Genomic DNA, 22,178 nt, shown 5'->3' with positions numbered 1-22,178 from the left:
GTTATTATCGGATTTCGGTTTCGCCATCCATGTGGCGATCAGCCCGAGACTTTCAAGATAACAGGATCGTGGCCCGTTGCCTCGACGAATTTGACGAGATCGGCAGCGGCGATGGCCGTCGTCGCCTCATTGGTCAGCGGATGGCCGTTGATGACGTCGTGGCTCATCAATTCCTGGTCCAGAACCACCTTGATCCGCCCGGCCGTGTCGTTGATCAGGCCGAAGATGGTAACCGCGCCGGGAATGACGCCGAGCAGCTCCATCAGCATTTCCGGCTTGCCGAAGGAGACGCGGCTGGCGGCGCCGATCAGATGGTGGATCTGCTTGAGGTCCACCACGGCCTCCTCGCCGACGGTGACGAGAAAGTAATTGTCCTTCTTGTCCTTGAGGAAGAGGTTCTTGGTGTGGCCGCCCGGGATCTCTCCGCGCAGCGCCTGCGAATCGGCGACCGTGAACAAGGGCGGGTGGCGCACCGTCGAGACGGAAATGCCGAGATCGGCAAGAAATGCGTAAAGCTCGGCTTCGGTCTTCGGCATCGGTCCTCGCATCATCTGGAAAGCTTGTGCCGTTTACGGCCAACGATGCCCTTGGGGCAAGATCGCCCGGTTGAGCCAACCGAATTCGCCTGGTCGAAACGCACCCCTCGCTTTATGAAGAGCTAGCTCCAAAAGACCGTCATTTCCCTGTTGCAATCGCCGCGCTCTTCGGCCATATAGGCGCGGCTTGCGGCCCAAGGCCGCGCGAGCGGGTGTAGCTCAGGGGTAGAGCACAACCTTGCCAAGGTTGGGGTCGGGCGTTCGAATCGCCTCACCCGCTCCAGTTTCCTTCAGGGGATCAAGCAAACGAAAAGCCGCGGTTTTCCGCGGCTTTTTCGCGTTTGTAGCCTTCAGAACAAGATTCCGTTCCCCGCCATTCCCCATACCGCGGCGGCGCAGTGAACGATCCCGATCGGCAGCGCCAGCAACGGCTTGCAGCGGATCAGAAGGATATAGATCGTGAATTGGGCGCATGCCGCGAGCAGCCCAGGCAAAGCGCCAGCGCCCGCCATCATCAGCAGCATCATCCAGGGGACCACGACGAAACCGGGAACGTTCGTTCCGTGCCCTGCGCCCATCGTGAAAAGCGCGATGAGGAACCCGACAAGGCCCAGGCCGAGGCCGGCCGCGATTGTCTTCAGCATGACGCTGCTCTCCGCGATCTGTGGCTCGGCCCATGCTGGCCGGGCAAAATAGAGGAACGTCGCGACGGAAAGGAAGCGCCCTGCCGCCCACTCCTGACGGTTTGGCGCCTTTGCTGGAACAATTCCAGGAAAGTCCCTAACGGCTCGCCGCTCTCGCCGAAGCCTTCAGTCCGGAATTGCGCAAAAAAGGAAGTCGAGCGGTTCGGCGTTTCCATAAAACGAACCGCTCTACCCAAGCCTCGCCCTCGTCGTCCTCGGCGTCGCCAACAGCAGGCTCGTCTCGCTGCCGGTGATCCCGGGGATCAGCCGGATGCGACGCAGCACGGCGTCGAAGTCCGTGAGTGAGGCGGTGCCGAGCTCGACCACCAGGTCCCAGCGGCCGTTGGTGGTGTGGATGGTCGACACCTCGGGAAAGCCGCCGAGCGCCCTGATCACGCGGTCCGCGGCATGGCCCTCGATCTCGATCATCATCACGCCGCGTATCCTCTGGTCAACCGCGTCGGCGCGCAGCACCACCGTGTAGCCGATGATCTCGCCGGACTTTTCCAGCCGCTCCATGCGCCCCCTGACCGTCGCGCGCGAGACGCCGAGATCGAGCGCGAGATCGGAGACGCTGCGCCGCGCATCGTGCCTCAGAAGCGTCACCAGTCTCTCGTCGAGCGCGTCCATGTTGACCATTTCGAACAGCCGATATGCCCACTATGATAGATCGGCCTTTTCGAAATGCCAATTTACCCTATTCAAACCGCCAGGCAGCGGTGGTTCACTCCGGCAAATCAAACGCAAAAGCGGAAAGAAGTGATGCGCTGCAGGATCGTTGGCGCGCCGGTGCAGGACGGCGCGGGCCGGATGGGATGCGAGATGGGGCCGAGCGCGCTGCGCACCGCAGGGCTTGTCTCGGTGCTGTCGGAGCTTGGCCATGAGGTCGAGGACTGGGGCGCGGTTGAGAAGGCGGCGGCGCGCCCTGTAGCTCATGGCAATCTCGCCCTGAAGGCGCTGCCCGAAATCTCCGCCTGGACGGCGGCGATTTCCGAGACCGCCTACGCCGCGTCGAAGGATGCCATGCCGATCTTCCTCGGCGGCGACCACTCGATCTCCGCCGGCACGGTCTCCGGCGTGGCGCGCCGCGCCGCCGACCGCGGCCGGCCGCTCTTCGTGCTGTGGCTCGACGCCCACCCGGATTTCCACACGCTCGACACCACCACCAGCGGCAATCTGCACGGCGTGCCGCTCGCCTATGCCAGCGGCCGTCCCGGCTTCAACGGCTATTTCCCCGACCTGCCCGCCGCAGTCGACCCGGCCCGCATCTGCACCATGGGCCTGCGCAGCGTTGATCCTGCCGAGCGCCGCGCGCTGAAGGAAGCGGGTGTGACCGTGCATGACATGCGCGCCATCGACGAGCACGGCATCGCCCCGCTGCTGCGCGCTTTCCTGGCCAGGATCGAAGACGCAAACGGGCTGCTGCATGTCAGCCTCGACGTCGACTTCCTCGACCCCTCGATCGCGCCGGCCGTCGGCACCACGGTTCCCGGCGGCGCCACCTTCCGCGAGGCGCATCTGGTGATGGAGATGCTCTCCGACAGCGGCCTGGTCTCCAGCCTCGACCTGGTCGAGCTGAACCCGTTCCTCGACGAACGCGGCCGTACCGCGACCCTGATGGTCGACCTTACCGCCAGCCTGATGGGCCGCCGCATCATGGACCGTCCGACCCGCAGCCATTCCGGAAGCCTCTGATCATGACCCAGCCGTCCCGCCTTGCCATCGTCCCCTTCGTCAGCGTCGACCGCATGATGAAGCTTGTGCTCGCCATCGGCCTCGAGCGCTTCCTCACCGAGCTTGCCGGCTATATCGAGGAGGATTTCCGCCGCTGGGAGCTGTTCGACAAGACGCCGCGCGTCGCCTCGCACAGCCATGACGGCGTCATCGAGCTGATGCCGACCAGCGACGGCCGCCTCTACGGCTTCAAATATGTCAACGGCCACCCGAAGAACATGCGCGAAGGCCGCCAGACCGTCACCGCCTTCGGCGTGCTCGCCGATGTCGGCTCCGGCTATCCGATGCTCTTGACCGAGATGACGATCCTGACGGCGCTGCGCACCGCCGCGACCTCGGCGGTTGCCGCCAAATATCTGGCACCGAAAGGGTCGCGCGCCATGGCCATCATCGGCAACGGCGCCCAGTCCGAGTTCCAGGCCGTCGCGTTCAAGGCGCTGCTCGGCATCGACCGGCTGCGGCTCTACGACATCGACCGCTCTGCTTCCGAAAAATGCGCCCGCAACCTCGCCGGCAAGGGCTTCGACATCACCATCTGTTCGACCGGGCAGGACGCGGTGGAAGGCGTCGACATCATTACCACGGTGACCGCCGACAAGCAGTACGCCACCATCCTCACCGACAACATGGTCGGCTCCGGAGTCCACATCAACGCCGTCGGCGGCGACTGTCCCGGCAAGACCGAGCTGCACCGCGATATCCTTTTGCGCTCCGACATCTTCGTCGAGTTTCCGCCGCAGACGCGCATCGAGGGCGAGATCCAGCAGCTCGACGCCGATCATCCGGTGACCGAGCTGTGGCAGGTCATGACAGGCCAGGCCGAGGGCCGCAAGACGAAGGAGCAGATCACGCTGTTCGATTCCGTCGGCTTCGCCACGGAGGATTTTTCCGCGCTGCGCTATGTCCGCGACCAGCTCCAGGCGACCGGCCTCTACGAGGAGCTCGACCTGCTTGCCGACCCCGACGAGCCGCGCGACCTGTTCGGCATGCTGCTCAGGGCCGCCATGCAACCTGCCGCGTGAGGGAATGAGCGCGTGATCTCCCCCCTTGCGGGGGAGATGGCCGGCAGGCCAGAGGGGGTCGCCTCGCGTGGAGCGCCAACCTCCATCTGCCGCAGCAGGCCGAGCCCAGTCGGACCGACCCCCTCTGTCGCCTTCGGCGACATCTCCCCCTCAAGAGGGGAGATTACACGCTACTTCTGCAAAGCCGCGCAGCTTTCCCTCTCCACCAGCACTGGCGCCAGCACCTCGCGGCGCGACGGCGCCTCGGGCTCGCCGACGCGCTCGAGCAGCAGGCTCACCGCCCGCGTTCCGATCTTTTCGACCGGCTGCGCGATCGTCGTTAGCGGCGGCCATGTGGTGACCGCATAGGGGATGTCGTCGAAACCGATCAGCGACATGTCGTCGGGCACCCGCAAGCCGCGCGTGCGCAGCGCGGTGATGGCGCCCATGGCCATCAAATCGTTGCAGGCGAACACCGCCGTGATCTCCGGCGCCTGCGTCATCAGCCGCTCCATCGCCAGGCGTCCGCCGGCGAAATGATAGTCGGAATCGACCACCGACGAAGCAGGCAGGTCGATACCTGCCTCCGCGAGTGCCCGGGTAAAACCGCGCAGGCGGGCCGGGCTGGAGCTCGAATCGCGCGGACCGCCGATGACGCCGATTTTGCTGTGGCCGAGCCCGACCAGATGGCGCCCGGCGAGATAGCCGCCGTGATCGTGGTCGACCAGCACGGAATCGACATGGACAGAATGGATCTCGCGGTCGAGCAGCACCGCCGGCAGGGCGGCGGACAGGTGCGAGAACACCCGCGCATGGTCTGACGAACCGGCGAAGATCAGCCCGTCGATCTGCTTTGCCATCAACACCGACAGATAGCGCTCTTCCTTCTCGGCGCTGCCATCCGAGTTGCACAGGATCACCGTATAGCCGGCCACGAAGCCGGCATCCTCGATCTGGCGCGCCACGCTGGCGAAGAACGGGTTGGAATTGTCCGGGAGCAGCAGGCCGATGGTCTTGGTCTCCCCGCGTCTCAGGCTCCGCGCCAGCGAGTTCGGGCTGTAGCGCAGGGCGGTTATCGCGGCGCGCACGCGCTCGGCCGTCTCCGGCTCGACATGGCGCGTGCGGTTCATCACATGCGAGACCGTTGCGACGGACACCCCCGCATAGCGCGCGACATCGGCAATTGTGGTCATGGTTCCCTCTGACCCTCTAGCGGATCCTCCGCAACAGCCTCTCCCGATAAGCGTCTAGGATGACGGCGAGCACGATGACAAGGCCAATCACGATCGGTTTGAAATTGTCGCCGACGCCGAGCAACTGCAGCCCGGTGCTGAGCACCTGCAGGATGCAGGCGCCGACCAGCGTGCCGATGATCGAGCCCTTGCCGCCGCTGAGGCTGGTGCCGCCGATGATGACGGCGGCGATTGCATTGAGCTCGTAGCCGACGCCTGCGATCGGGCTGCCGATGTTCAAGCGCAGCAGATAGACCATGGCCGCGATGCCGGCCGTCAGGCCGCCGATGGTGAAGGCCGCGACCTTGTAGAAATCCGGATTGTGGCCGGAGAGGCGCACCGCCTCGTCATTGGTGCCGACCGCGAAGATCATGCGGCCGAACACGGTGAAGCGCAGCACGAACCAGCCGGCCGCGATCACCAGCACCGCGACCAGAAAGATCGACGGCAGGAAGCCGCCGATGATCAGATTGCCGAAATCGACGAAACTCTGCGGCAGGCCGGTGATGGTCGAATTGTCGCTGACCACGCGCGCGGCGCCCGCCGCCATGTTGAGCATGCCGAGCGTGACGATGAAGGACGGGATCTTCCAGCGCGTCGAGATCCAGCCGTTGAGGAAGCCGCAGGCAGCACCGGTCGCCATGCAGGCGAGCAGCGCCAAAGTGATCGCGACGGCCGGCGACAGGCTTTCGTCGATCATGACGGTGGCGCCGACCACGGTGCAGAGCGCCAGCACCGAGCCGACCGAAAGGTCGATGCCGCCGGTGAGAATGACGAAGGTCATGCCGGCGGCGAGCACCGTGTTGATGGCGATCTGCACGAAGATCTTCAGCGCATTGCCGGGCGTGGCGAAGTAAGGCGCTGTGAGCGAGAAGAACAGCGTGATCAGCACCAGCGCCAGAAGCACGCCGGCGTCGCGGATCAGGAAGCGCAGGAACTTCGCCCTGCCGGGAGAAACAGGCGCCGACACGAGGGTTTCGGACGTCTCGCTCATGGTCGCACATACTCCTGGTAGGCGAGCGACAGGATACGCTCCTGGTCGAATTCGGCTCGCGGCACCTCGCCGACGATTTTGTTCTTGGAAAAGACGATGATGCGATGGCACATGCCCATCAGCTCCGGCAGGTCGGAAGACACCATGACAATGCCTTTTTGAGCCGCCGCCAGCATCCACAGAAGCTGGTAGATCTCGCGCCGCGCGCCGATGTCGACGCCGCGCGTCGGCTCGTCGAGGATCAGCGTCGAGGTGCCGCGGAACAGCCATTTGGCCAGCACCACCTTCTGCTGGTTGCCGCCCGAGAGATTGCGCACTGCCTGCTCGATCGAGCTTGCCTTGACGCGCAGCTGGCCGATGAGATCGTTCGCTGCCGCGGCTTCGGCCCGGCGGTTGACCAGCCCGTGGCGCGACACCTTGCCGAGATCGGTGATGGTGATGTTCTTGTCCACGGCCAGATCGAGCAGCAGGCCCTGGCCTTTGCGATCCTCGGTAAGCAGGCTGAGCCCATGCCGCACGGCATCCTTGGGCGCCGTGATCGCCACCGGCTTGCCGTCGATCTCGACGACGCCGTCGAGCCTCGGATCGGCGCCGAACAGGGCCCGCATGGCTTCGGTCCGGCCGCTGCCGACCAGACCGGCGACGCCCAAGATCTCGCCGTGGCGGACGTTGAAGGAAATTTCGGGCGTCACGGCGCTGCGCTTCAGATTGGTGACGCTGAGCGCGACCTTGCCCGGCACGATCGAGGCGTCGAAGCCGAATTCGTCGGCGATGTCGCGGCCGATCATCATGCGCACGACATCCGGCACGCTGAGGCCGTGGAGGTCGCGGGTCGCGACCAGCCTGCCGTTGCGCAAGATTGTCACCCGGTCGCCGATCTCGAACACTTCGTGCAGCCGGTGCGAGATGTAGATGATGGTGACCCCCCTGGCCTTCAGCCGCTTGATGATAGCGAACAGCCGCCCGATCTCCGGCGGCGTCAGCGTCGCCGTCGGCTCGTCGAGCACCAGCAGCTTGCTGTCGTAGCTCAGCGCCTTGGCGATCTCGACCAGCTGCATCTGCGCGACGCCAAGCGCTTCGACCCGCGTCCTCGGATCGACATCGAGCCCGACTTCCTTGAGCAGCGCGACGGCGCGCCGGTTGAGCGCCTTGCGGTCGACGATGCCGAAGGCGCGGCGCGGCAGGTTTTCCAGCATCAGGTTCTCGGCGATGCTGAGATAGGGCAGTAGGTTCAGCTCCTGGTGCACGATGCGGATGCCGCTTAGCTGCGCGTCATGCGGCGTCTTCGGCTGATAGGGCTGGCCGTTGAAGGCGATCGTCCCGCTGTCCGGCTGGTAAATGCCGGCCAAGAGCTTGATCAGCGTCGATTTGCCGGCGCCGTTCTCGCCGAGGACGATATGCGTCTCGCCGCGCGCGATCGACAGCGAGACGTCGCTCAGCGCGACCACGCCGGGAAAGATTTTTCCTACCCCTTCAAGGGAAAGAACCACATCGTCCATGCAGCAATCCTGAATGGCGCTCATCGCCGCCGGCTGCTTGCCGGCGGCGATGATGAGACAAGCGAATGGATGGCGCCAGAGGGAGTCCCGGCGCCTGTGCTCGCCTCAGGCGGTGATCAGCTTGACGTCGGTCTTGACCCAGCCCGAGAACTTCTCGCCGGCAAGCTCGCGCAGGCCGTAGTCGATGCCCATGGCCGCCATCTGCGCGCCATACTGCTCGACCGTGGCGAGCATCTTGCCTTCCTTGAGCAGCGGGCCGACGGCCGGAATGTTGTCGAAGCCGACCACCTTGATCTGACCCGACTTGCCGGCCGCGTCGATCGCCTTGACCACGCCGAGCGCCATCGAGTCGTTTGCCGCCATCACGCCCTGGATGTCCGGGTGCTGCGTCAGGAAGTTGGTCATCAGCGTGTTGGCTTCCTCGGTCTCCCAATGCGCGGTCTTGGAATCGAGCAGGTCGAGGCCGTGCTCCTTCACCGAATCGTCGAAGCCGAGCTTGCGCTGCTTGGCGTTGTCGGCTTCCGGATTGCCTTCGAGGATGACGACCTTGCCACCCTTGCCCAGCGCCTTGCCGAGCGCGTCGCCGGCGAGCTTGGCGCCGGCTCGGTTGTCCGGCCCGAAGAAGGCAAGGTCGATGCCGGCCTTCTTCTTGGCCTCATCGTCGAGCGCGACGTCGATGTTGATGACCTTGATGCCGGCCTTCAGCGCCTTGGCGATCGGCGTGACCATCGCCTTCGAATCGGCCGGCGCCACGACGATGATGTTGTAGTTCTGGGTGATGAAGTTCTCGATCGCATCGACTTGCGCGGCGAAATCGCGCTCGTCCTTCATGCCGACGGCGGCGAAATCGAACTTGTCCTTGTTCTTGGCCGCATAGTCCTCCGCGCCGGCCTGCATCTGCTTGAAGAACTCGTTGGCCAAAGACTTCATGACCAAGCCTACCTTCGGCTTGTCGGCCGCAAACGCCGGACCGAACGGCAGCGCAAGCGCGCCGGCCGCCAGCGCGCTTGCCTTGAGGAACCGACGACGCGAAAACGATCCCAGGTCGAGCCCGCGGGTATTTGAAACCTTGCTCATGCTTTCCTCCTCCTGAAATGGGCGTAATCGGTTACGTAACCGATTACGCCAAAAACTACTGCTTGTCTTCGTCGGATGTCAACATGCTCGCGGAGGAAGCGTACCCGAGCAGCCTGCCGGGCGGATATCGCAGCGTCGGCCCGGCTTAGGTCTGCCGCTGGCTATTTCCCAGCCGGAGTTCGACGCTCTCGTCGGGCAAATGCCTTTGCGCATAGGCGGGGATCTTGAACCGCTTGCGGTATGCGCCGGGCGCCAGCCCCGTCACACGTTTGAACAAGCGACGGAAGAACGCAGGCTCTTCGTACCCGACCTGCCAGCTGACGTCGTCGATTGACGCGTCGGTGCGCTCCAGTCGGCGCTTGGCGTCCTCGATCCTCAAGCGCTGTACATAGGCGATCGGGCTCAGGCCGGTCGCGCTCGTGAACCGGCGTTTGAAGGTGCGCTCCGTGAGCTGGGCGCAGCGGATCATCTCTTCTATGGGATTGGCGACCGAAAATCGGGTGGCGATCAAGTCCTGCGCCGCCTGAACGGCAAGGTCGCCATGATCCTTGCGGCCCTCAAAGATGATGTAGGGCGCAAGACCGTCCTGATGCCACTGCAGCGCGAATGAGCGCGCCACGGCCTGGGCTGCGGTCGCGCCGGCGTGTCGGGCGATCAGGTACAACACCAGATCATGCCAAGTCATGGAAGCACCCGAGGAGATGAGCTCCTCTCGCTTGCCCGACACCACCAGCACACGATCCGGGTGGATAGGCACTTGTGGAAACGTCCGGCCGAAGTCGCCGGCGTAGCCATAATGCACGGTCGCGTCCACGCCATCGAACAGACCGGTTTCGGCAAGCAGGAAGATGCCTGAGCACGCCGAGCACAAGAGCGCGCCGCGGGCATGCATGGCGCGGAACCACTCGATCAGTTCCGGATGCAGGTCCTTTCGCCAGCCGTTCGGCCCAAGCAGGATCGAAGGAACAATGACGATGTCGGTCATATCCACCTCCGCCACACTTCGCTGAACCATGACCGGCACGCGGCTGGCCAGTTCCAGAGCGCCCGTTTCTAGGCCGACGATCTCAATCTCGAAGGGCGGAGCCTGGCGCGGCTCGCTGCCCGGCAGCGGCATTATTTTGAAGGCATTCATCACGTCGAAGATGCCCGACAACGTGGACACCACGGCCTCTGGAATGGCCACTAGACTCACGTGAAGCGGCTCGGATGCGGCAGTGGTGAAGTGACGATGCATGTCGGCTAATCCATGTCGCAGGTGCCGCAACCATAGCGCCCGGCGCGCGCGGCCGCCAGTTTCTCTCCTGACGACGGGCCAGTGGCACAAATGGCCCGATTCTGGAGAGTCGCGCTCTCCCGTTTCTTCCCTGTTCCTGCGATTCAGCCGCTGCCTCGGGGGTTGCCCGAGCGCTTGGACAGGAGACTTGGACATGGAGCATACCCACAACCATAAGATCGATCCGGCAAAACTCGATGCGCTCGTCGCGCGAGCGATCGGTGATATTTCGGCCGGCTACGGCGGAGTCATGATCAGCCTCGGCCACCGTCTCGGTCTTTACAAGGCCATGGCGGGCCTCGGACCCCTCAGTGCCCGCGCGCTCGCGGGGCGGGCCGGCTGCGCCGAACGTTATGTACGCGAATGGCTCAATTCCCAAGTGGCGGGCGGCTATATCGTCTACCACCCGGTCAGCGACACCTACGAGTTGACACCCGAACAGGAAGTCGTGCTCGCCGACGAGGACAGCGCCGTCTTCATTCCCAACGCTTGGGCGGTGCCCGCTTCGATGTGGGCCGACGAAGAGAAGGCCGTAGAGGCTTTCCGCACCGGCAAGGGCATCGCCTGGGGAGATCATGACGGACGCCTGGCCTGCGGCGTGGCCGCCTTTTACCGGAACGGCTACAAGGCCAGTCTCGTCAGCGAATGGCTGCCATCCCTGGAGGGCGTCGTCGAGAAGCTCAGGACTGGCGCGCTTGTCGCCGATATCGGGTGCGGCCACGGCCATTCGACGGCGCTCATGGCAAAGGCCTTTCCGGTTTCCCGCTTCCATGGCTTCGACAATCACGAAGACTCGCTGGGGGAGGCCCGTCGCGGCGCCGCCAAGCAGAGCTTGGAAGGGCGCGTGGCGTTCGAAAAGGCGCGGGCCGACGACTACCCGGGCAGCGGCTACGATCTGATCTGCTTCTTTGATGCCCTGCATGACATGGGCGATCCTGTCGCCGCGGCAGTGCATGCATCAAAGGCGCTGGCGCCGGACGGGACGGTGATGCTGGTCGAGCCTTTCGCCAATGACCGGGTCGAGGACAACATCTCGCCGGTGGCGAGAATGTATTACGCGGCCTCCACCACCATCTGCTGCGCCCACGCTATTTCGGACGGCGGCCGCCTCGTGCTGGGCGCCCAGGCCGGCGAGGCACGGCTGGCGGAAGTGTTCCGCAAGGCCGGGTTCACCCGTTTCCGTCGTGCCTTCGAGACGCCCTTCAACTTGGTCCTCGAGGCCCGGCTCTGACCTTCGAAAGCTAACACCGGTCGGTCGCAGCGGACGACTTCCGGCCTCGCGGCGCGCAAAGGGGGCGCGGGGCGGGCGGCAATTCCTTCGATCCCAACAAACAGGAGACTGATCATGAAAAACATTCTCACAGGCATAGGCTTCGCCATCGCTATCGTACTTGCCGCACCGCTCGCCGTTGCGCAGGAACTGCCGGCGGCCGAGCAGACCTACAAGGAAATCGAGGCGACGCTCGGCATCGTGCCGAGCCATATCAAGGCCTATCCAAAGTCGGCAGTCGCCGGCGCTTGGGCGATGTTCAAGGGTCTCGAGCTTCAACCCAAGAACAACGCTCTCGAACCGAAGGTAAAGTCGCTCATCAACGTCGCGGTGGCGGCGCAGATTCCGTGCCGTTACTGCATCTGGCTGGAAACCAAGATGGCCAAGGACCGCGGCGCCACCGACGAGGAGGTCGCCGAAGCCGTGGCCCATGCCGGCTACGTCCGGCACTGGAGCGCCGTGCTGAATGGCCTGCAGATCGACTTCGAAACCTTCAAGACCGAATTTGGCGGCGACTGACGGCAGGCGGTGCCCGGCGTTTCAACCGGGCACCGCCCCTTCCTGCACGCCCCACCACATGGGAACTCTCATGGAACTGCTCAGCAACGCGGCGAACATTCTTTACGTGATTGCCTACTTCACAATGGACATGCTGCGCCTGCGAATGCTCACCCTGACGGCGGCAACCTGCCTCGCAGTATACTTCTACTGCCAGCCCGTCCCGATGTTGAACGTCGTTGCATGGAACGTCTTCTTCATCGGCCTGAACGTGGTCCACATCACCCGGATCGTGCGCGAGCGGTACACTGGCGCAGCGACCTGATTGCCGGTGGCAGTGCCTCAAAGCATCGGGTGCGCCGATTCGATCATGGCCCCGAAATCGAGTTTGGTCTCGCCTCGCGGCCGTCGAATCGCTCGATTGATCACCGCCAGCCGAGTGCCGGCGCGACGTGCTTCAGGATCGCCTCGATGACATGGGCGTTGTAGTCGACGCCGAGCTGGTTCGGCACGGTGAGAAGCAGCGTGTCGGCCTCGGCGATCGCCTCGTCTTGCCTGAGCTGCTCAACCAGCACATCCGGCTCGGCGGCGTAGGTACGGCCGAAAACGGCGCGCTTTTCCGGCTCGATATAGCCAAAATGATCCTCGCCCTCGCTGCCGCCGAAATAGGCGCGGTCCATGTCGTTGACCAAGGCGAAGATGCTGCGGCTCACCGACACGCGCGGCTCGCGCGCATGGCCGGCTTCCTTCCAGGCGGCGCGGAAGGCTCTTATCTGCTCAGCCTGCTGGATGTGCAGCGGCTGGCCGCCCTCGTCGAATTTCAGCGTCGAGCTCTGCAGGTTCATGCCGAGCTTGGCCGCCCATTCGGCGGTGGCGTTGGTGGCCGCGCCCCACCAGATCCGTTCGCGCAGGCCGGCCGAGAACGGCTCGAGCCTGAGCAGCCCAGGGGGATTGGGAAACATCGGCCGCGGATTGGGCTGGGCGAAGCCTTCGCCGCGCAACAGATCGAGGAGGATCTCGGCGTGGCGGCGCGCCATGTCGGCATCGGTCTTGCCCTCTTCCGGCACGTAGCCGAAATAGCGCCAGCCATCGATCACCTGCTCGGGCGAGCCGCGGCTGATACCGAGCTGCAGCCGGCCGCCGGCGATGAGGTCGGCCGCACCCGCATCTTCGGCCATGTAGAGCGGGTTCTCGTAGCGCATGTCGATGACGGCGGTGCCGAGCTCGATACGCTTGGTCTTCGCGCCGGCCGCGGCAAGCAGCGGAAACGGCGAGGCGAGCTGGCGGGCGAAATGGTGGACGCGGAAATAGGCGCCGTCGGCGCCGAGCTCCTCGGCCGCGACTGCAAGGTCGATCGACTGCAGCAACGCGTCGGCGCCCGAGCGCGTGCCCGATTGCGGGGCGGGCGACCAGTGCCCGAACGACAGAAATCCGATCTTCTTCATGCGCTCCGTTCCGCGTCGGGCGGCCCGCTGAACCGCTCGTGTTCTTGTGTTGCTCCAGCGCAATACCAGGAAAACGTGCGACGGGCGTTCCGCCGCGGAATTGCGCAATGCAACGCAAATAGTTGAAGCCGTGCGGCTATTCAACGAAACGCGACCGGATACAGACCGTCAATCGATCCGGATCCAGACGCCCTTGGTGTTGAGATATTCGTCGAGATGCTCGGCGCCGCCCTCGCGGCCGTAACCGCTCATCTTGTAGCCGCCGAACGGCACGGCCGGGTCGATCGCGTGATAGGTGTTGACCCAGACCGAGCCGGCGCGCAGCCGGTTGGCGAGCTGGTGCGCCTTGCCGACATCCTTGGTGAACACGCCGGCGCCGAGACCGTAGGGCGTGTCGTTGCCGCGCCGCACCGCTTCGTCCAGCGTGTCGAAGGGCAGCGCCGAGATGATCGGCCCGAAGATTTCCTCGCGCGCGATGCGCATGCCGTCGGTGACGCCGGAAAACACGCCGGGCGTCATGAAATTGCCTGCGGCCAGCGCGCCCTTGGTGATGCGCTCACCACCTGTCACCAGCCGCGCGCCCTCGCGCGCGCCGTCCGCGATGAAGCCTGAGACGCGCTCGAGCTGTCTTGGCGAGATCAGCGGTCCGATCTCGGTCTCGGGGTCGGCGCCGTCGCCGATCCGCAGCTTTGCCGCGAAGGCCGCGACGCGTTCGACGAATTCGTCATAGATCGGCCGTTCGACGAAGAGCCGGGAGCCGGCGATGCAGACCTGGCCGGAATTGGCGAAGACCGACATGGCCGCCACCGGCACGGCGCGCTCGATGTCGGCATCGGCGAGCACGATTACCGGCGATTTGCCGCCTAGCTCCAGCGACACACGCTTCATGTTGGCGGCTGAGGCGCGCAGAATCGCCTGGCCGGTGGCGGTCGAGCCGGTGAAGACCACCTTGTCGACATGCATATGCGCCGCGAGCGGCGCACCGGCTTCCGCGCCCGTGCCGGTCACGACGTTGACGACGCCCGGCGGCACGCCGGCCTCCTGCATCAGGTCGGCGATCAGGAGCGGCGTCAGCGGTGCCTCTTCCGACGGTTTCAGCACGATGGTGCAGCCGGTGGCCAGGGCTGGGCCGATCTTCCAGATCGAGGCGGCGGTGGGCGCATTCCACGGAATGATCGCGCCGACCACGCCGACCGGCTCCTTGCGCGTGTAGGAGACGACCTCGCCGGGCAGCGAATTGCCGATCGTCTGGCCGAGGATCGACGTCGCCATGCCGGCATAGAAGCGCAGCATGCCGAGCACGCGGTTGCGGTTGGCCAAAGTGCGGGTGATCGGCATGCCCATGTCGGTGGTGTCGGAAAGCGCCAACTCTTCCCAATGCCGTTCCATGAGATCGGCGATCTTCAACAGCAGCAGCTGGCGCTCATAGGGCTTGAAGCGGCTCCACGGTCCCTCGAAGGCGCGCCGCGCGGCGGCCACCGCCAGGTCGACGTCCTTGGAATCCGCAAGCGGCACGGTGCCCAGCACCGCGCCGGTGGCGGGGTTGCGCGTCTCGAAAGTCCGGCCGCTCACCGCATCGCGCCACTCACCGTCGATCATCATCTGCCGGTGCCGGCCGTCGATCGGCGTGCGCAGGGGAAGGTCTCTCACCGATAACGTCATCTGAAGCCGCTTCCTCTGATGAGCATGGCCTTATGCCACCGGCCTGAGCACGGGCGCAAGTTCGCCGCCGCGGTCGAGAATGTGCAGCCGGCGACGGCTGATTTGTCCATCCGCCATACTTTGTGCGTCATCGCCTGTTGAACAAGGCTGAACCGGCACCGCCTTCCCAAAAGGGCGGCGAAACACAGACCTCGGTGCCCATTCATGCATGAACTGACCCCCGTTCTCTCCACCGTGGCCGCTTCGTTCCTGGCGTCCTTTGTCGAGGTGGTCGAAGCCTTCACCATCGTGCTGGCCGTCGGCGTGACGCGCGGCTGGCGGCCGGCGCTGACAGGCGCCGTCTCGGCGCTCGCCGTGCTGGCGGCGCTGGTGCTGGCTTTCGGACCGCTGCTGCAGCTGATCCCGATTGCACTCCTGCAATTCGCGGTCGGCGTGCTTCTTATCCTGTTCGGCATGCGCTGGCTGCGCAAGGCGATCCTGCGCAGCGCCGGCATCATTGCGCTCCGCGACGAAGAGGCAGCCTTTTCCAGGGAAACCGACGCGCTGACCCGCCACGCCAACGACCGTCGCGCCGGCTATCTTGCCGGCGTGGCGGCCTTCAAGGCGGTGCTGCTCGAAGGGGTCGAGGTGGTGTTCATCGTTATTGCGGTCGGGACCGCGCATGGCCAGACGCTCTATGCCGGTCTCGGAGCGCTGGCCGCATTCGTGCTTGTGATGCTGATCGGCCTCGCCATGCACCGGCCGCTGGCGCGGGTGCCGGAAAATGCGCTCAAATTCGTGGTCGGCCTGATGCTGACCAGTTTCGGCGTGTTCTGGACAGGCGAAGGCCTCGGCGCCGAATGGCCGGGCGAGGATTTTGCGCTGCTTGCCATCTTCGTCGTCATCGCCGCGGCATCCTTCGCCATGGTGCGCTGGCTGCGCAACGCCCACGTGGCTGCTGCCAAAGCAATTCCAGGAAAAGTGTGAAACGGTTTTCCGCCCGGAATTGCGGTCAAAAAGAAACAGAGCGGCTTGCCGTTTCCGTGAAATGGTGAACCGCTCGAAGGGAATTGCCCGATGAAAATCGTCCGCCTCGTCCTGAAGGAGCTCGTCGGCATGTTCGTCGACGACGGCAGCCTTGCGCTTCTGGCACTGCTTCTGATCGCTTTGGTCGCCGGCGCCGTGAAGCTTCTGGCGCTGCCGCCGCTCCTCGGCGCTGTCCTGATCCTGATCGGCTGCCTGGCGATCCTTTTGGAAAGCACGAGGCGCGGCGCGCGCGGCGGAGGCAAAGGCTAAGCCGGCCTGATGGGTGGCGCGGGCCAATTCGACGCGACGCGCTTTAGGCTCGGAGGGCGCGACTTTCCTCGCCGATCGCGCGTTTGACGAAAAGCTCGGCGTGCTCGGCCCACTGGATTTCCGTGACGTTGTTCTCGCGAACCGATCGCTTGAAAGCTTCCCGCAACGCGTCGAGTTCAAACACCGACAACCGTCCGAGCGTATCGTGTTTCGACGTGCGAATTTCCATCACGCAGCCCAACAGCCCAAGTCATAAAGAGGTATATGCTTCGCCAGCTCGGACTCAAGGCATTGCCCCTGACTTCTTTTGGGTGCAATCGCCGGGCTTGTTAGCTCGGGCAGCGAAACGCCCAATCGCAATCAGTAGATTGTGAACAAGGTCGGCAGCATGCCGATCATACGAAAATGCTCGACCGCCTCGATAAGCGGAAAGAAAGCCAGAAAATATAGGCCGTCCCGGAACGTGCTTTTCAGCGCGCTGGTGGAAAAGACCCAGTGGTCCTCGTCGCGGTAGAGCATCGGATTCGGCCAGAAACGCGGCGTCCGCTCGGCATAGGCCGTGTAGGCGGCGCCGAACTTGCCTCCCGGCCGGCGGTGAACCGGAAGACGAGGAAGCTTGCAAGCCCAAGCATCGCCGCGGCCAGCACCGATCCGAACATCAGCCCGATACCCACCGCTCCGATGATCGAGAAGAAATAGAGCGGATTGCGGCTCATCGAGAACGGACCGGAGACGACCAGCTCGTCGTTCTTCCTGCCGCCGACATAAAGAATGCTCCACAGCCGGCCGAGAAAGCAGACGAGCACGAAGCCGAAGCCGGCCGTCTCCATCAGCTCGTGTCCGCTCGAGCCCTCGCTGAGGAACGGCTTGGCAAACAGCAGCAAGACGATGGCCGTCACTGCGGCGACCTGGACGACGATCAGGCGCTTGTGCTGGTCGAAGGCCTTTGGCGCTGACTTGAGCGATGTGTAAGCCATTCGATTTGAGTCACTCCGGCCGGGCCAGCGCTCCCCTAACCTTTCTCGCGCCCGGCGGCGAGGTCTTCCCATTATTTTCGATCATTCTTACGAATTTGTAAGGACCCGGACAGGCCTGCGTAAGTCCGGCTTGTGGGAATGGGGCCTCGCAGATGCTACCGTGCCGCTTGAACTCGACACCGGACGATAGGCCAAGATGCGACTGCTGCTGGTTGAGGATGACCCAAGGACTGCCGACTACATCGTCAGGGGACTGAGCGAGGCCGGGCACGCCTGCGATCTCCTGCGCAATGGCCACGAAGCGCTCGCCGCGGCAACCCGCAATGCCTATGACGTCATCGTTGCCGACCGTATGGTCCCCGGTCTCGACGGCCTGTCGATGATCAAGGCGGTGCGAGCGGCGGGCATCAAGACGCCGGCGATATTCCTGACCTCGATCGGCGGCGTCGACGACCGGGTGGAAGGGCTGGAGGCCGGCGGCGACGACTATCTGGTCAAGCCCTTCGCCTTTTCCGAACTGCTTGCCCGCATCAACGCGCTCGGCCGGAGGCCGGCGGCGCAGGAGCAGAAGACCAGCCTTCGTGTTGCCGACCTCGAAATGGACCTGATCATGCGGCGCGTGACCAGGCAGGGCAGGACCATCGACCTGCAGCCCCGGGAGTTCAGCCTGCTCGAAGTGCTGATGCGCGGCGAGGGCCGGGTGATTACCCGCACCATGCTTCTGGAGCGCGTCTGGGACTTCCATTTCGACCCCAAGACCAGCGTCGTCGAAACCCATATCAGCCGGCTCAGGGCCAAGGTCGACAGGCCGTTCGACGTGCCGCTCATCCATACCGTGCGCAACACCGGCTACAGCCTGCACGCGCAGGGTTGACGATCCATGCCTGATCGCATCTCGCGCCTTCGGCCGGCTGTCCGTATATAAGCGACATGGCGATGCTGGACTCCACAAGGCAATGGGCGCTTCGCATGAAGCGCGACGTCGTGGCGCTCTGGCTTGCCGCCCGCGATCCACGCGTCCCCTGGTACGCAAAGGTCGTGGCCGGCGCGGTCGCGGCCTATGCGCTGAGCCCTGTCGACCTCATTCCGGATTTCATTCCGATCATCGGCTATCTGGACGATCTTGTAATCGTTCCGCTCGGCATCCTGCTTGCGGTAAAGCTGGTTCCGGCCGGGCTCATGCGGGAATTCCGCAACACCGCCACGCGCAGCACCCGGCCGGTCAGCCTGACCGGTCTGATCTTCATGATTGCCGTCTGGATCGTGGCGGCCCTGGCCCTGCTATGGCTGGTCTGGCCGAGCCCCGCCTGAAACGATGAAGGAAGCACGCCCCAGCCTGCTGCGCAGCACGCCGTTCCGCCTGGCACTGACCTTTGCCTTCCTTTTCGTGCTCGCCTTCATCCTGTCCGGCGCGGTCGTCTATCAGCTGATGAGCGCCGATCTGGCGAGGCGGCTCGATAAGTCCATCAAGGAGACCTATTCGGTCGTTGCCCTGACCTATGCCGCCAACGACAAGGAGGATCTTGTCGCCTCGGTCAACAACAACGCCGACCTCAGCCCCGACAAGGACCAGCTTTTCTCGCTGACCGACCCCGCCGGCAACCGTCTGGCAGGCAGTTTCACCGCCTCCGGCCTGCCCGACGGTTTCTCGATGTTCGCCGCCAGATTGCCGGGCGTGCCGCCCGACACGATGTACCGCGCCTATACCGGCGAGGTCGGTGGCAACAATCTGACGGTTGCCTTCTCGCTTGCCGAGACGGACGAGTTGAAGACCATCGTGCTGATGAGCTTCGGCTGGGGCACGCTGTTTATCACCGGGCTCGCCATTGCCGGCGGCGCCCTGCTCGCCTCGCGCGTCCAGCGGCGGCTCGACGGCATTGCCGCCACCATGGTCGACGTCTCGCACGGACGGCTCGACGCGCGCATCCCGTTGACCGGCAATGGCGACGACATCGACGCCGTGTCCACCCAGGTGAACGCAGCCCTCGACCGCTTGTCGGGCCTGGTCGACGGCATGCGGGAGGTGAGCGCCAACATCGCGCACGACCTGAAGACGCCGCTCAACCGCCTGCAGATGATCCTGGAGCAGGCTGCCGACAAGACCGCCTCCGGCGAGACCGTTTCAGCCGAGCTGGCCGATGCGCGCAGCGAAAGCCGGCAGATCAACGACACCTTCGATGCGCTGCTGCGCATCGCTCAGATCGAGGCCGGCGCGCGCAAGGCCCGCTTTGTCGATCTCGACGTCGGCAGTGTCGTCGACACCATCGGCGAGGTCTATGCCGACGTCGCCGAGGATGACGGAAAATCGTTGTCGACGACGCTCGTTCCGGACACCAAATGGTACGTCCACGGGGACCGCGACCTGCTGATGCAGATGCTCGCCAACCTGGTCGAGAACGCGCTCAGGCACTGTCCCCCCGGCACAGCGATCGAGCTGTCGGTGACAAGGCAGGGCGAGCGTGTCCTCGTCCATGTCCGCGACGATGGGCCCGGCATTCCGGCCGGCGAGCGCGAAAAGGTCTTTCAGCGGCTTTACCGGCTGGATTCCAGCCGCACGACGCCGGGCAGCGGCCTCGGCCTAAGCCTCGTCAAGGCGGTCGCGGACCTGCATGGCGCGTCGATCACGCTGGAGGACAACCATCCAGGGCTTGCCGTCATCGTCGACTTCCCCGCGGTGACGGAGCCGGCCGCCTGACGGCGGGCTTCAGCGCACGCCCGCCCTGCGAAAATCGGAGGGCGACATGCCGGCAAGCTTGCGGAACGACTTGTTGAAGGCGCTGAGCGAGCCGAAGCCCGAGTCCATGGCGACCTTCAGCACATTGGCGCCCTCATGCATCAAAAGCGCCTGGGCATAGCTCAGCCGCAGCAGATTGACATATTCGTTGAGCGTCATGCCGGTCGATTTCTTGAACAGGCTCATGGCATATTTCGGATGGATGTCGGCCGCCGCCGCGATGTTCACGCAGTCGATGTCGTAGAGGAAATTCTCGGCGATGAAATCGCACATGCGCCCGACATTGCGCGAGGACTGCTGGTCGAAGGCGCTGCCGGCGCCGTGTCCGGACGCGGTTGCCGGCACCAGCCGGTACGGCTCGAAGCGCACGCGCTCCAACCGCAAGAGCAGCTCGTTGACGGCGTGTTCGGCCTTGGCCGCATCGCCCGAGCGCGCATACTCGTTCCAGCGCTTGAAATTGTCGTTGTCGGACTGGTCGGTGGCATTCGTCACCAGCGTCGCGCCCGTCATCAGCCGATGCCGGACATCGGCCGGCAGATGCAGCCTGAAGAAATGCACCAGCGGCAGATGCGCGCCGGCATAGATGGCGTCATCGGTGAGATCGTCCATCTGGTGCGGCAGCCCGCCCCAGAACAGGCACATCTCACCGGCAGAGAGCGCGATCTCATGCTCGGCCATGCGGTAGTGCACGCTGCCGCGCACGATGAAGTTGACCTCGACCTGGGCGTGCCAATGCGGCTTCAGCATCACCAACGGCTGGTTGTGGAACATCTGCAAGGCCAGCGGCAGGCCTTCGACGCTGCTCGCGCCTGGCTGGTAGAACGGACGCTCCGGCATCTTACTTTCCGCCAATTTCTTATTCCCTTTGTCGGGGACAAGCCTTCCGCGCCGCATAATCTAGCCAGGCTCACGGTGAGAGAGCAAACGAAATGGGAGGATTTCAATGCGCACCACACTGACCTGCGCCGCGCTTTTGCTTGCCCTGGGCTCCGGCCCCGCTTTGGCGCAATCCGGCGAACTCACGATCTGGAGCTGGAACATCGCCGCTTCGTCGCTGAAGGCCACCGTCGCGGGCTTCAACAAGAAGTACCCCGACATCAAGGTCACCGTTCAGGACCTCGGCAACCAGCCGACCTATGACAAGTCGATCGCCGGCTGCGCCGCCGGTGGTGTCGGCCTGCCCGACATCGTCTCGATCGAGAACGGCGAGGCCGAGAACTATTGGAGCCAGTTCCCGGACTGCTTCGTCGACCTGCACACGCTGGGCTACAGCGCGGAAGACCAGAAGAAATTCCCCGATTTCAAGCGCACCGAGCTCGAAGTCGGCGACAAGGCCTATGCGATGCCCTGGGATTCCGGCCCGGTCGCCGTCTTCTACCGCCGCGACTTCTACGAGAAGGCCGGTGTCGACCCCGCATCGATCAAGACCTGGGATGATTTCATCGCCGCCGGCAAGAAGATCCAGGCCGCCAACCCCGGCGTCACAATGACCAACGCCGACTTCAACGGCGATACCGAATTCTTCCGCATGATCTCCAACGAGCAGGGCTGCGCCTATTTCGCCGAGGACGGCCAGTCGATCACGGTCAACCAGCCGAAATGCGTCGACGCCATGACCAAGGTCAAGGAAATGAAAGACGCCGGCATCGTTTCGTCGGCCGACTGGTCGACCAAGATCACCAACAACACGGCCGGCACCGTCGCCACCCAGGTCTATGGCGGCTGGTATGAGGGCACGATCCGCACCGAATCGCCGAAGGAAAGCGGCAAATGGGGCGTCTACCTGATGCCGACCCTGACCGCCGACGGCCCGCGCGCCGCCAATCTCGGCGGCTCCTCTTTGGCCATCACCTCGGCCAGCAAGAACAAGGAAGCGGCCTACGCCTATCTAAAATACACGCTGGAGACCAATGAAGGCCAGATCACCATGCTGAAGGATTTCGGCCTGGTGCCGTCGCTGATTTCCGCGCTCGACGATCCTTACGTCGCGCAGGGCCAGCCCTATTGGGGCGGCCAGGCGGTCTGGAAGGATATCCTCGCCACGCTGCCGAAGGTCGTGCCGAGCCGCGGCACGCAGTTCCAGAGCGATGCCGAGATCATCGTGCGGGCCGTGCAGACCAAGTATCTTGCCGGCGGCTATCCCGATGCCAAGGCCGCACTCGACGACGCCGCCAGCCAGATCGCCTCTGCGACGGGCCTGCCGGTCAAGTGAGCGTCGCTTTTCCTTCTCCCCTTGTGGGAGAAGGTGGATTGGCGCGTAGCGCCAAGACGGATGAGGGGTGTTG

The 22,178-nt window shown here is 64.4% G+C and carries 24 protein-coding genes and 1 tRNA gene; 12 read left to right on the top strand and 13 right to left on the bottom strand.

The window, feature by feature from the left end:
* Positions 1-38: 38 nt before the first annotated feature.
* Positions 39-536, bottom strand: a complete 498-nt coding sequence (locus A9K66_RS11290) for a prolyl-tRNA synthetase associated domain-containing protein (RefSeq protein ID WP_067323583.1) — start codon at positions 534-536, stop codon at positions 39-41.
* 208 nt (positions 537-744) lie between these two features.
* Between A9K66_RS11290 and A9K66_RS11285 the strand changes: the two genes are divergently transcribed.
* Positions 745-819, top strand: a tRNA-Gly gene (locus A9K66_RS11285).
* A 67-nt stretch (positions 820-886) separates the two neighbouring features.
* Here A9K66_RS11285 and A9K66_RS11280 read toward each other — a convergent pair.
* The gene (locus tag A9K66_RS11280; RefSeq protein WP_067323579.1) at positions 887-1,180 is read right to left on the bottom strand and encodes a hypothetical protein; all 294 of its coding nucleotides are present in this window, start codon (positions 1,178-1,180) and stop codon (positions 887-889) included.
* Positions 1,181-1,408: 228 nt separating this feature from the next.
* Positions 1,409-1,849 (bottom strand): Lrp/AsnC family transcriptional regulator, encoded by a 441-nt coding sequence (locus tag A9K66_RS11275; RefSeq protein ID WP_067324622.1) that lies wholly within the window; start codon positions 1,847-1,849, stop codon positions 1,409-1,411.
* 132 nt (positions 1,850-1,981) lie between these two features.
* On the opposite strand from A9K66_RS11275, the gene rocF reads away from it, so the two are divergent.
* Together rocF and A9K66_RS11265 are read left to right on the top strand one after the other, a co-directional pair.
* The gene (gene rocF, locus A9K66_RS11270) at positions 1,982-2,914 is read left to right on the top strand and encodes an arginase (protein ID WP_067323577.1); all 933 of its coding nucleotides are present in this window, start codon (positions 1,982-1,984) and stop codon (positions 2,912-2,914) included.
* Between the two features lie 2 nt (positions 2,915-2,916).
* Positions 2,917-3,975, top strand: coding sequence for an ornithine cyclodeaminase (locus A9K66_RS11265; protein WP_067323575.1), 1,059 nt, complete (start codon positions 2,917-2,919; stop codon positions 3,973-3,975).
* A gap of 170 nt (positions 3,976-4,145) precedes the next feature.
* On the opposite strand, the gene A9K66_RS11260 is transcribed toward A9K66_RS11265, so the two are convergent.
* The 5 genes from A9K66_RS11260 to A9K66_RS11240 all read right to left on the bottom strand — a co-directional run bounded on the left by A9K66_RS11260 (position 4,146) and on the right by A9K66_RS11240 (position 9,993).
* The gene (locus tag A9K66_RS11260; protein ID WP_066991595.1) at positions 4,146-5,147 is read right to left on the bottom strand and encodes a substrate-binding domain-containing protein; all 1,002 of its coding nucleotides are present in this window, start codon (positions 5,145-5,147) and stop codon (positions 4,146-4,148) included.
* A 16-nt stretch (positions 5,148-5,163) separates the two neighbouring features.
* Entirely contained in the window at positions 5,164-6,180 is a 1,017-nt protein-coding gene (locus tag A9K66_RS11255; RefSeq protein WP_067323574.1) for an ABC transporter permease, read from the bottom strand.
* The gene (locus tag A9K66_RS11250) at positions 6,177-7,679 is read right to left on the bottom strand and encodes a sugar ABC transporter ATP-binding protein (protein ID WP_067323572.1); all 1,503 of its coding nucleotides are present in this window, start codon (positions 7,677-7,679) and stop codon (positions 6,177-6,179) included. The genes A9K66_RS11255 and A9K66_RS11250 overlap by 4 nt, the downstream gene beginning before the upstream one ends.
* Before the next feature lie 105 nt (positions 7,680-7,784).
* Positions 7,785-8,756: a sugar ABC transporter substrate-binding protein gene (locus A9K66_RS11245; protein ID WP_082953827.1), complete on the bottom strand. Its 972-nt coding sequence runs from the start codon at positions 8,754-8,756 to the stop codon at positions 7,785-7,787.
* A gap of 145 nt (positions 8,757-8,901) precedes the next feature.
* On the bottom strand, positions 8,902-9,993 hold the full coding sequence (locus A9K66_RS11240) for a helix-turn-helix domain-containing protein (RefSeq protein ID WP_067323570.1): 1,092 nt from the start codon (positions 9,991-9,993) through the stop codon (positions 8,902-8,904).
* Between the two features lie 193 nt (positions 9,994-10,186).
* On the opposite strand from A9K66_RS11240, the gene A9K66_RS11235 reads away from it, so the two are divergent.
* The 3 genes from A9K66_RS11235 to A9K66_RS11225 all read left to right on the top strand — a co-directional run bounded on the left by A9K66_RS11235 (position 10,187) and on the right by A9K66_RS11225 (position 12,125).
* Complete coding sequence (locus tag A9K66_RS11235; RefSeq protein ID WP_067323568.1) at positions 10,187-11,263, top strand: class I SAM-dependent methyltransferase; 1,077 nt, start codon at positions 10,187-10,189, stop codon at positions 11,261-11,263.
* Positions 11,264-11,377: 114 nt separating this feature from the next.
* Positions 11,378-11,821: a carboxymuconolactone decarboxylase family protein gene (locus A9K66_RS11230; protein ID WP_067323564.1), complete on the top strand. Its 444-nt coding sequence runs from the start codon at positions 11,378-11,380 to the stop codon at positions 11,819-11,821.
* Between the two features lie 70 nt (positions 11,822-11,891).
* Positions 11,892-12,125, top strand: coding sequence for a YgjV family protein (locus A9K66_RS11225; RefSeq protein WP_197507466.1), 234 nt, complete (start codon positions 11,892-11,894; stop codon positions 12,123-12,125).
* Between the two features lie 100 nt (positions 12,126-12,225).
* On the opposite strand, the gene A9K66_RS11220 is transcribed toward A9K66_RS11225, so the two are convergent.
* Positions 12,226-13,245: an LLM class flavin-dependent oxidoreductase gene (locus A9K66_RS11220; protein ID WP_067323561.1), complete on the bottom strand. Its 1,020-nt coding sequence runs from the start codon at positions 13,243-13,245 to the stop codon at positions 12,226-12,228.
* A gap of 168 nt (positions 13,246-13,413) precedes the next feature.
* Complete coding sequence (locus tag A9K66_RS11215; RefSeq protein WP_067323558.1) at positions 13,414-14,907, bottom strand: aldehyde dehydrogenase family protein; 1,494 nt, start codon at positions 14,905-14,907, stop codon at positions 13,414-13,416.
* Positions 14,908-15,111: 204 nt separating this feature from the next.
* Between A9K66_RS11215 and A9K66_RS11210 the strand changes: the two genes are divergently transcribed.
* Together A9K66_RS11210 and A9K66_RS11205 are read left to right on the top strand one after the other, a co-directional pair.
* Positions 15,112-15,873 carry a COG4280 domain-containing protein gene (locus tag A9K66_RS11210; RefSeq protein ID WP_067323556.1) on the top strand — a complete coding sequence of 254 codons (762 nt, stop codon included), beginning with the start codon at positions 15,112-15,114 and terminating at the stop codon, positions 15,871-15,873.
* Positions 15,874-15,963: 90 nt separating this feature from the next.
* Positions 15,964-16,182 (top strand): hypothetical protein, encoded by a 219-nt coding sequence (locus A9K66_RS11205; RefSeq protein ID WP_066991559.1) that lies wholly within the window; start codon positions 15,964-15,966, stop codon positions 16,180-16,182.
* Positions 16,183-16,225: 43 nt separating this feature from the next.
* Here A9K66_RS11205 and A9K66_RS30225 read toward each other — a convergent pair whose 3' ends face one another.
* Both A9K66_RS30225 and A9K66_RS11200 read right to left on the bottom strand, forming a co-directional pair.
* Positions 16,226-16,411: a hypothetical protein gene (locus A9K66_RS30225; RefSeq protein WP_095799570.1), complete on the bottom strand. Its 186-nt coding sequence runs from the start codon at positions 16,409-16,411 to the stop codon at positions 16,226-16,228.
* A gap of 241 nt (positions 16,412-16,652) precedes the next feature.
* Positions 16,653-17,159, bottom strand: a complete 507-nt coding sequence (locus A9K66_RS11200; protein WP_245307485.1) for an isoprenylcysteine carboxylmethyltransferase family protein — start codon at positions 17,157-17,159, stop codon at positions 16,653-16,655.
* 196 nt (positions 17,160-17,355) lie between these two features.
* Between A9K66_RS11200 and A9K66_RS11195 the strand changes: the two genes are divergently transcribed.
* From A9K66_RS11195 to A9K66_RS11185, 3 genes are read left to right on the top strand one after another with little or no spacing between them, the layout of a single operon-like run.
* The gene (locus A9K66_RS11195; RefSeq protein ID WP_066991553.1) at positions 17,356-18,033 is read left to right on the top strand and encodes a winged helix-turn-helix domain-containing protein; all 678 of its coding nucleotides are present in this window, start codon (positions 17,356-17,358) and stop codon (positions 18,031-18,033) included.
* 56 nt (positions 18,034-18,089) lie between these two features.
* Positions 18,090-18,470, top strand: coding sequence for a YkvA family protein (locus A9K66_RS11190; RefSeq protein ID WP_067323554.1), 381 nt, complete (start codon positions 18,090-18,092; stop codon positions 18,468-18,470).
* Between the two features lie 4 nt (positions 18,471-18,474).
* A complete protein-coding gene (locus A9K66_RS11185) occupies positions 18,475-19,854 on the top strand; it encodes an ATP-binding protein (protein WP_067323552.1) in 1,380 nt (459 codons plus the stop codon).
* A 9-nt stretch (positions 19,855-19,863) separates the two neighbouring features.
* Here A9K66_RS11185 and A9K66_RS11180 read toward each other — a convergent pair whose 3' ends face one another.
* Positions 19,864-20,730 carry a helix-turn-helix domain-containing protein gene (locus tag A9K66_RS11180; protein ID WP_067323547.1) on the bottom strand — a complete coding sequence of 289 codons (867 nt, stop codon included), beginning with the start codon at positions 20,728-20,730 and terminating at the stop codon, positions 19,864-19,866.
* A 106-nt stretch (positions 20,731-20,836) separates the two neighbouring features.
* Between A9K66_RS11180 and A9K66_RS11175 the strand changes: the two genes are divergently transcribed.
* The gene (locus tag A9K66_RS11175) at positions 20,837-22,105 is read left to right on the top strand and encodes an ABC transporter substrate-binding protein (RefSeq protein WP_067323546.1); all 1,269 of its coding nucleotides are present in this window, start codon (positions 20,837-20,839) and stop codon (positions 22,103-22,105) included.
* Positions 22,106-22,178 lie beyond the last annotated feature (73 nt).

Source organism: Mesorhizobium sp. AA23, assembly GCF_001672435.1.
Lineage (GTDB): Bacteria > Pseudomonadota > Alphaproteobacteria > Rhizobiales > Rhizobiaceae > Mesorhizobium.
The sequence above is the reverse complement of the archived record's forward strand: the minus strand, read 5'-3'. Positions and strand labels throughout refer to the sequence as shown.

Bases quoted from the DNA above. Each gene is read 5' to 3' on its own strand.
- A9K66_RS11290 (WP_067323583.1), bottom strand. From the start codon at position 536: ATGCCGAAGACCGAAGCCGAGCTTTACGCATTTCTTGCCGATCTCGGC.
- A9K66_RS11280 (WP_067323579.1), bottom strand. From the start codon at position 1,180: ATGCTGAAGACAATCGCGGCCGGCCTCGGCCTGGGCCTTGTCGGGTTC.
- A9K66_RS11275 (WP_067324622.1), bottom strand. From the start codon at position 1,849: ATGGACGCGCTCGACGAGAGACTGGTGACGCTTCTGAGGCACGATGCG.
- rocF (WP_067323577.1), top strand. From the start codon at position 1,982: ATGCGCTGCAGGATCGTTGGCGCGCCGGTGCAGGACGGCGCGGGCCGG.
- A9K66_RS11265 (WP_067323575.1), top strand. From the start codon at position 2,917: ATGACCCAGCCGTCCCGCCTTGCCATCGTCCCCTTCGTCAGCGTCGAC.
- A9K66_RS11260 (WP_066991595.1), bottom strand. From the start codon at position 5,147: ATGACCACAATTGCCGATGTCGCGCGCTATGCGGGGGTGTCCGTCGCA.
- A9K66_RS11255 (WP_067323574.1), bottom strand. From the start codon at position 6,180: ATGAGCGAGACGTCCGAAACCCTCGTGTCGGCGCCTGTTTCTCCCGGC.
- A9K66_RS11250 (WP_067323572.1), bottom strand. From the start codon at position 7,679: ATGGACGATGTGGTTCTTTCCCTTGAAGGGGTAGGAAAAATCTTTCCC.
- A9K66_RS11245 (WP_082953827.1), bottom strand. From the start codon at position 8,756: ATGAGCAAGGTTTCAAATACCCGCGGGCTCGACCTGGGATCGTTTTCG.
- A9K66_RS11240 (WP_067323570.1), bottom strand. From the start codon at position 9,993: ATGCATCGTCACTTCACCACTGCCGCATCCGAGCCGCTTCACGTGAGT.
- A9K66_RS11235 (WP_067323568.1), top strand. From the start codon at position 10,187: ATGGAGCATACCCACAACCATAAGATCGATCCGGCAAAACTCGATGCG.
- A9K66_RS11230 (WP_067323564.1), top strand. From the start codon at position 11,378: ATGAAAAACATTCTCACAGGCATAGGCTTCGCCATCGCTATCGTACTT.
- A9K66_RS11225 (WP_197507466.1), top strand. From the start codon at position 11,892: ATGGAACTGCTCAGCAACGCGGCGAACATTCTTTACGTGATTGCCTAC.
- A9K66_RS11220 (WP_067323561.1), bottom strand. From the start codon at position 13,245: ATGAAGAAGATCGGATTTCTGTCGTTCGGGCACTGGTCGCCCGCCCCG.
- A9K66_RS11215 (WP_067323558.1), bottom strand. From the start codon at position 14,907: ATGACGTTATCGGTGAGAGACCTTCCCCTGCGCACGCCGATCGACGGC.
- A9K66_RS11210 (WP_067323556.1), top strand. From the start codon at position 15,112: ATGCATGAACTGACCCCCGTTCTCTCCACCGTGGCCGCTTCGTTCCTG.
- A9K66_RS11205 (WP_066991559.1), top strand. From the start codon at position 15,964: ATGAAAATCGTCCGCCTCGTCCTGAAGGAGCTCGTCGGCATGTTCGTC.
- A9K66_RS30225 (WP_095799570.1), bottom strand. From the start codon at position 16,411: ATGGAAATTCGCACGTCGAAACACGATACGCTCGGACGGTTGTCGGTG.
- A9K66_RS11200 (WP_245307485.1), bottom strand. From the start codon at position 17,159: ATGGCTTACACATCGCTCAAGTCAGCGCCAAAGGCCTTCGACCAGCAC.
- A9K66_RS11195 (WP_066991553.1), top strand. From the start codon at position 17,356: ATGCGACTGCTGCTGGTTGAGGATGACCCAAGGACTGCCGACTACATC.
- A9K66_RS11190 (WP_067323554.1), top strand. From the start codon at position 18,090: ATGGCGATGCTGGACTCCACAAGGCAATGGGCGCTTCGCATGAAGCGC.
- A9K66_RS11185 (WP_067323552.1), top strand. From the start codon at position 18,475: ATGAAGGAAGCACGCCCCAGCCTGCTGCGCAGCACGCCGTTCCGCCTG.
- A9K66_RS11180 (WP_067323547.1), bottom strand. From the start codon at position 20,730: ATGCCGGAGCGTCCGTTCTACCAGCCAGGCGCGAGCAGCGTCGAAGGC.
- A9K66_RS11175 (WP_067323546.1), top strand. From the start codon at position 20,837: ATGCGCACCACACTGACCTGCGCCGCGCTTTTGCTTGCCCTGGGCTCC.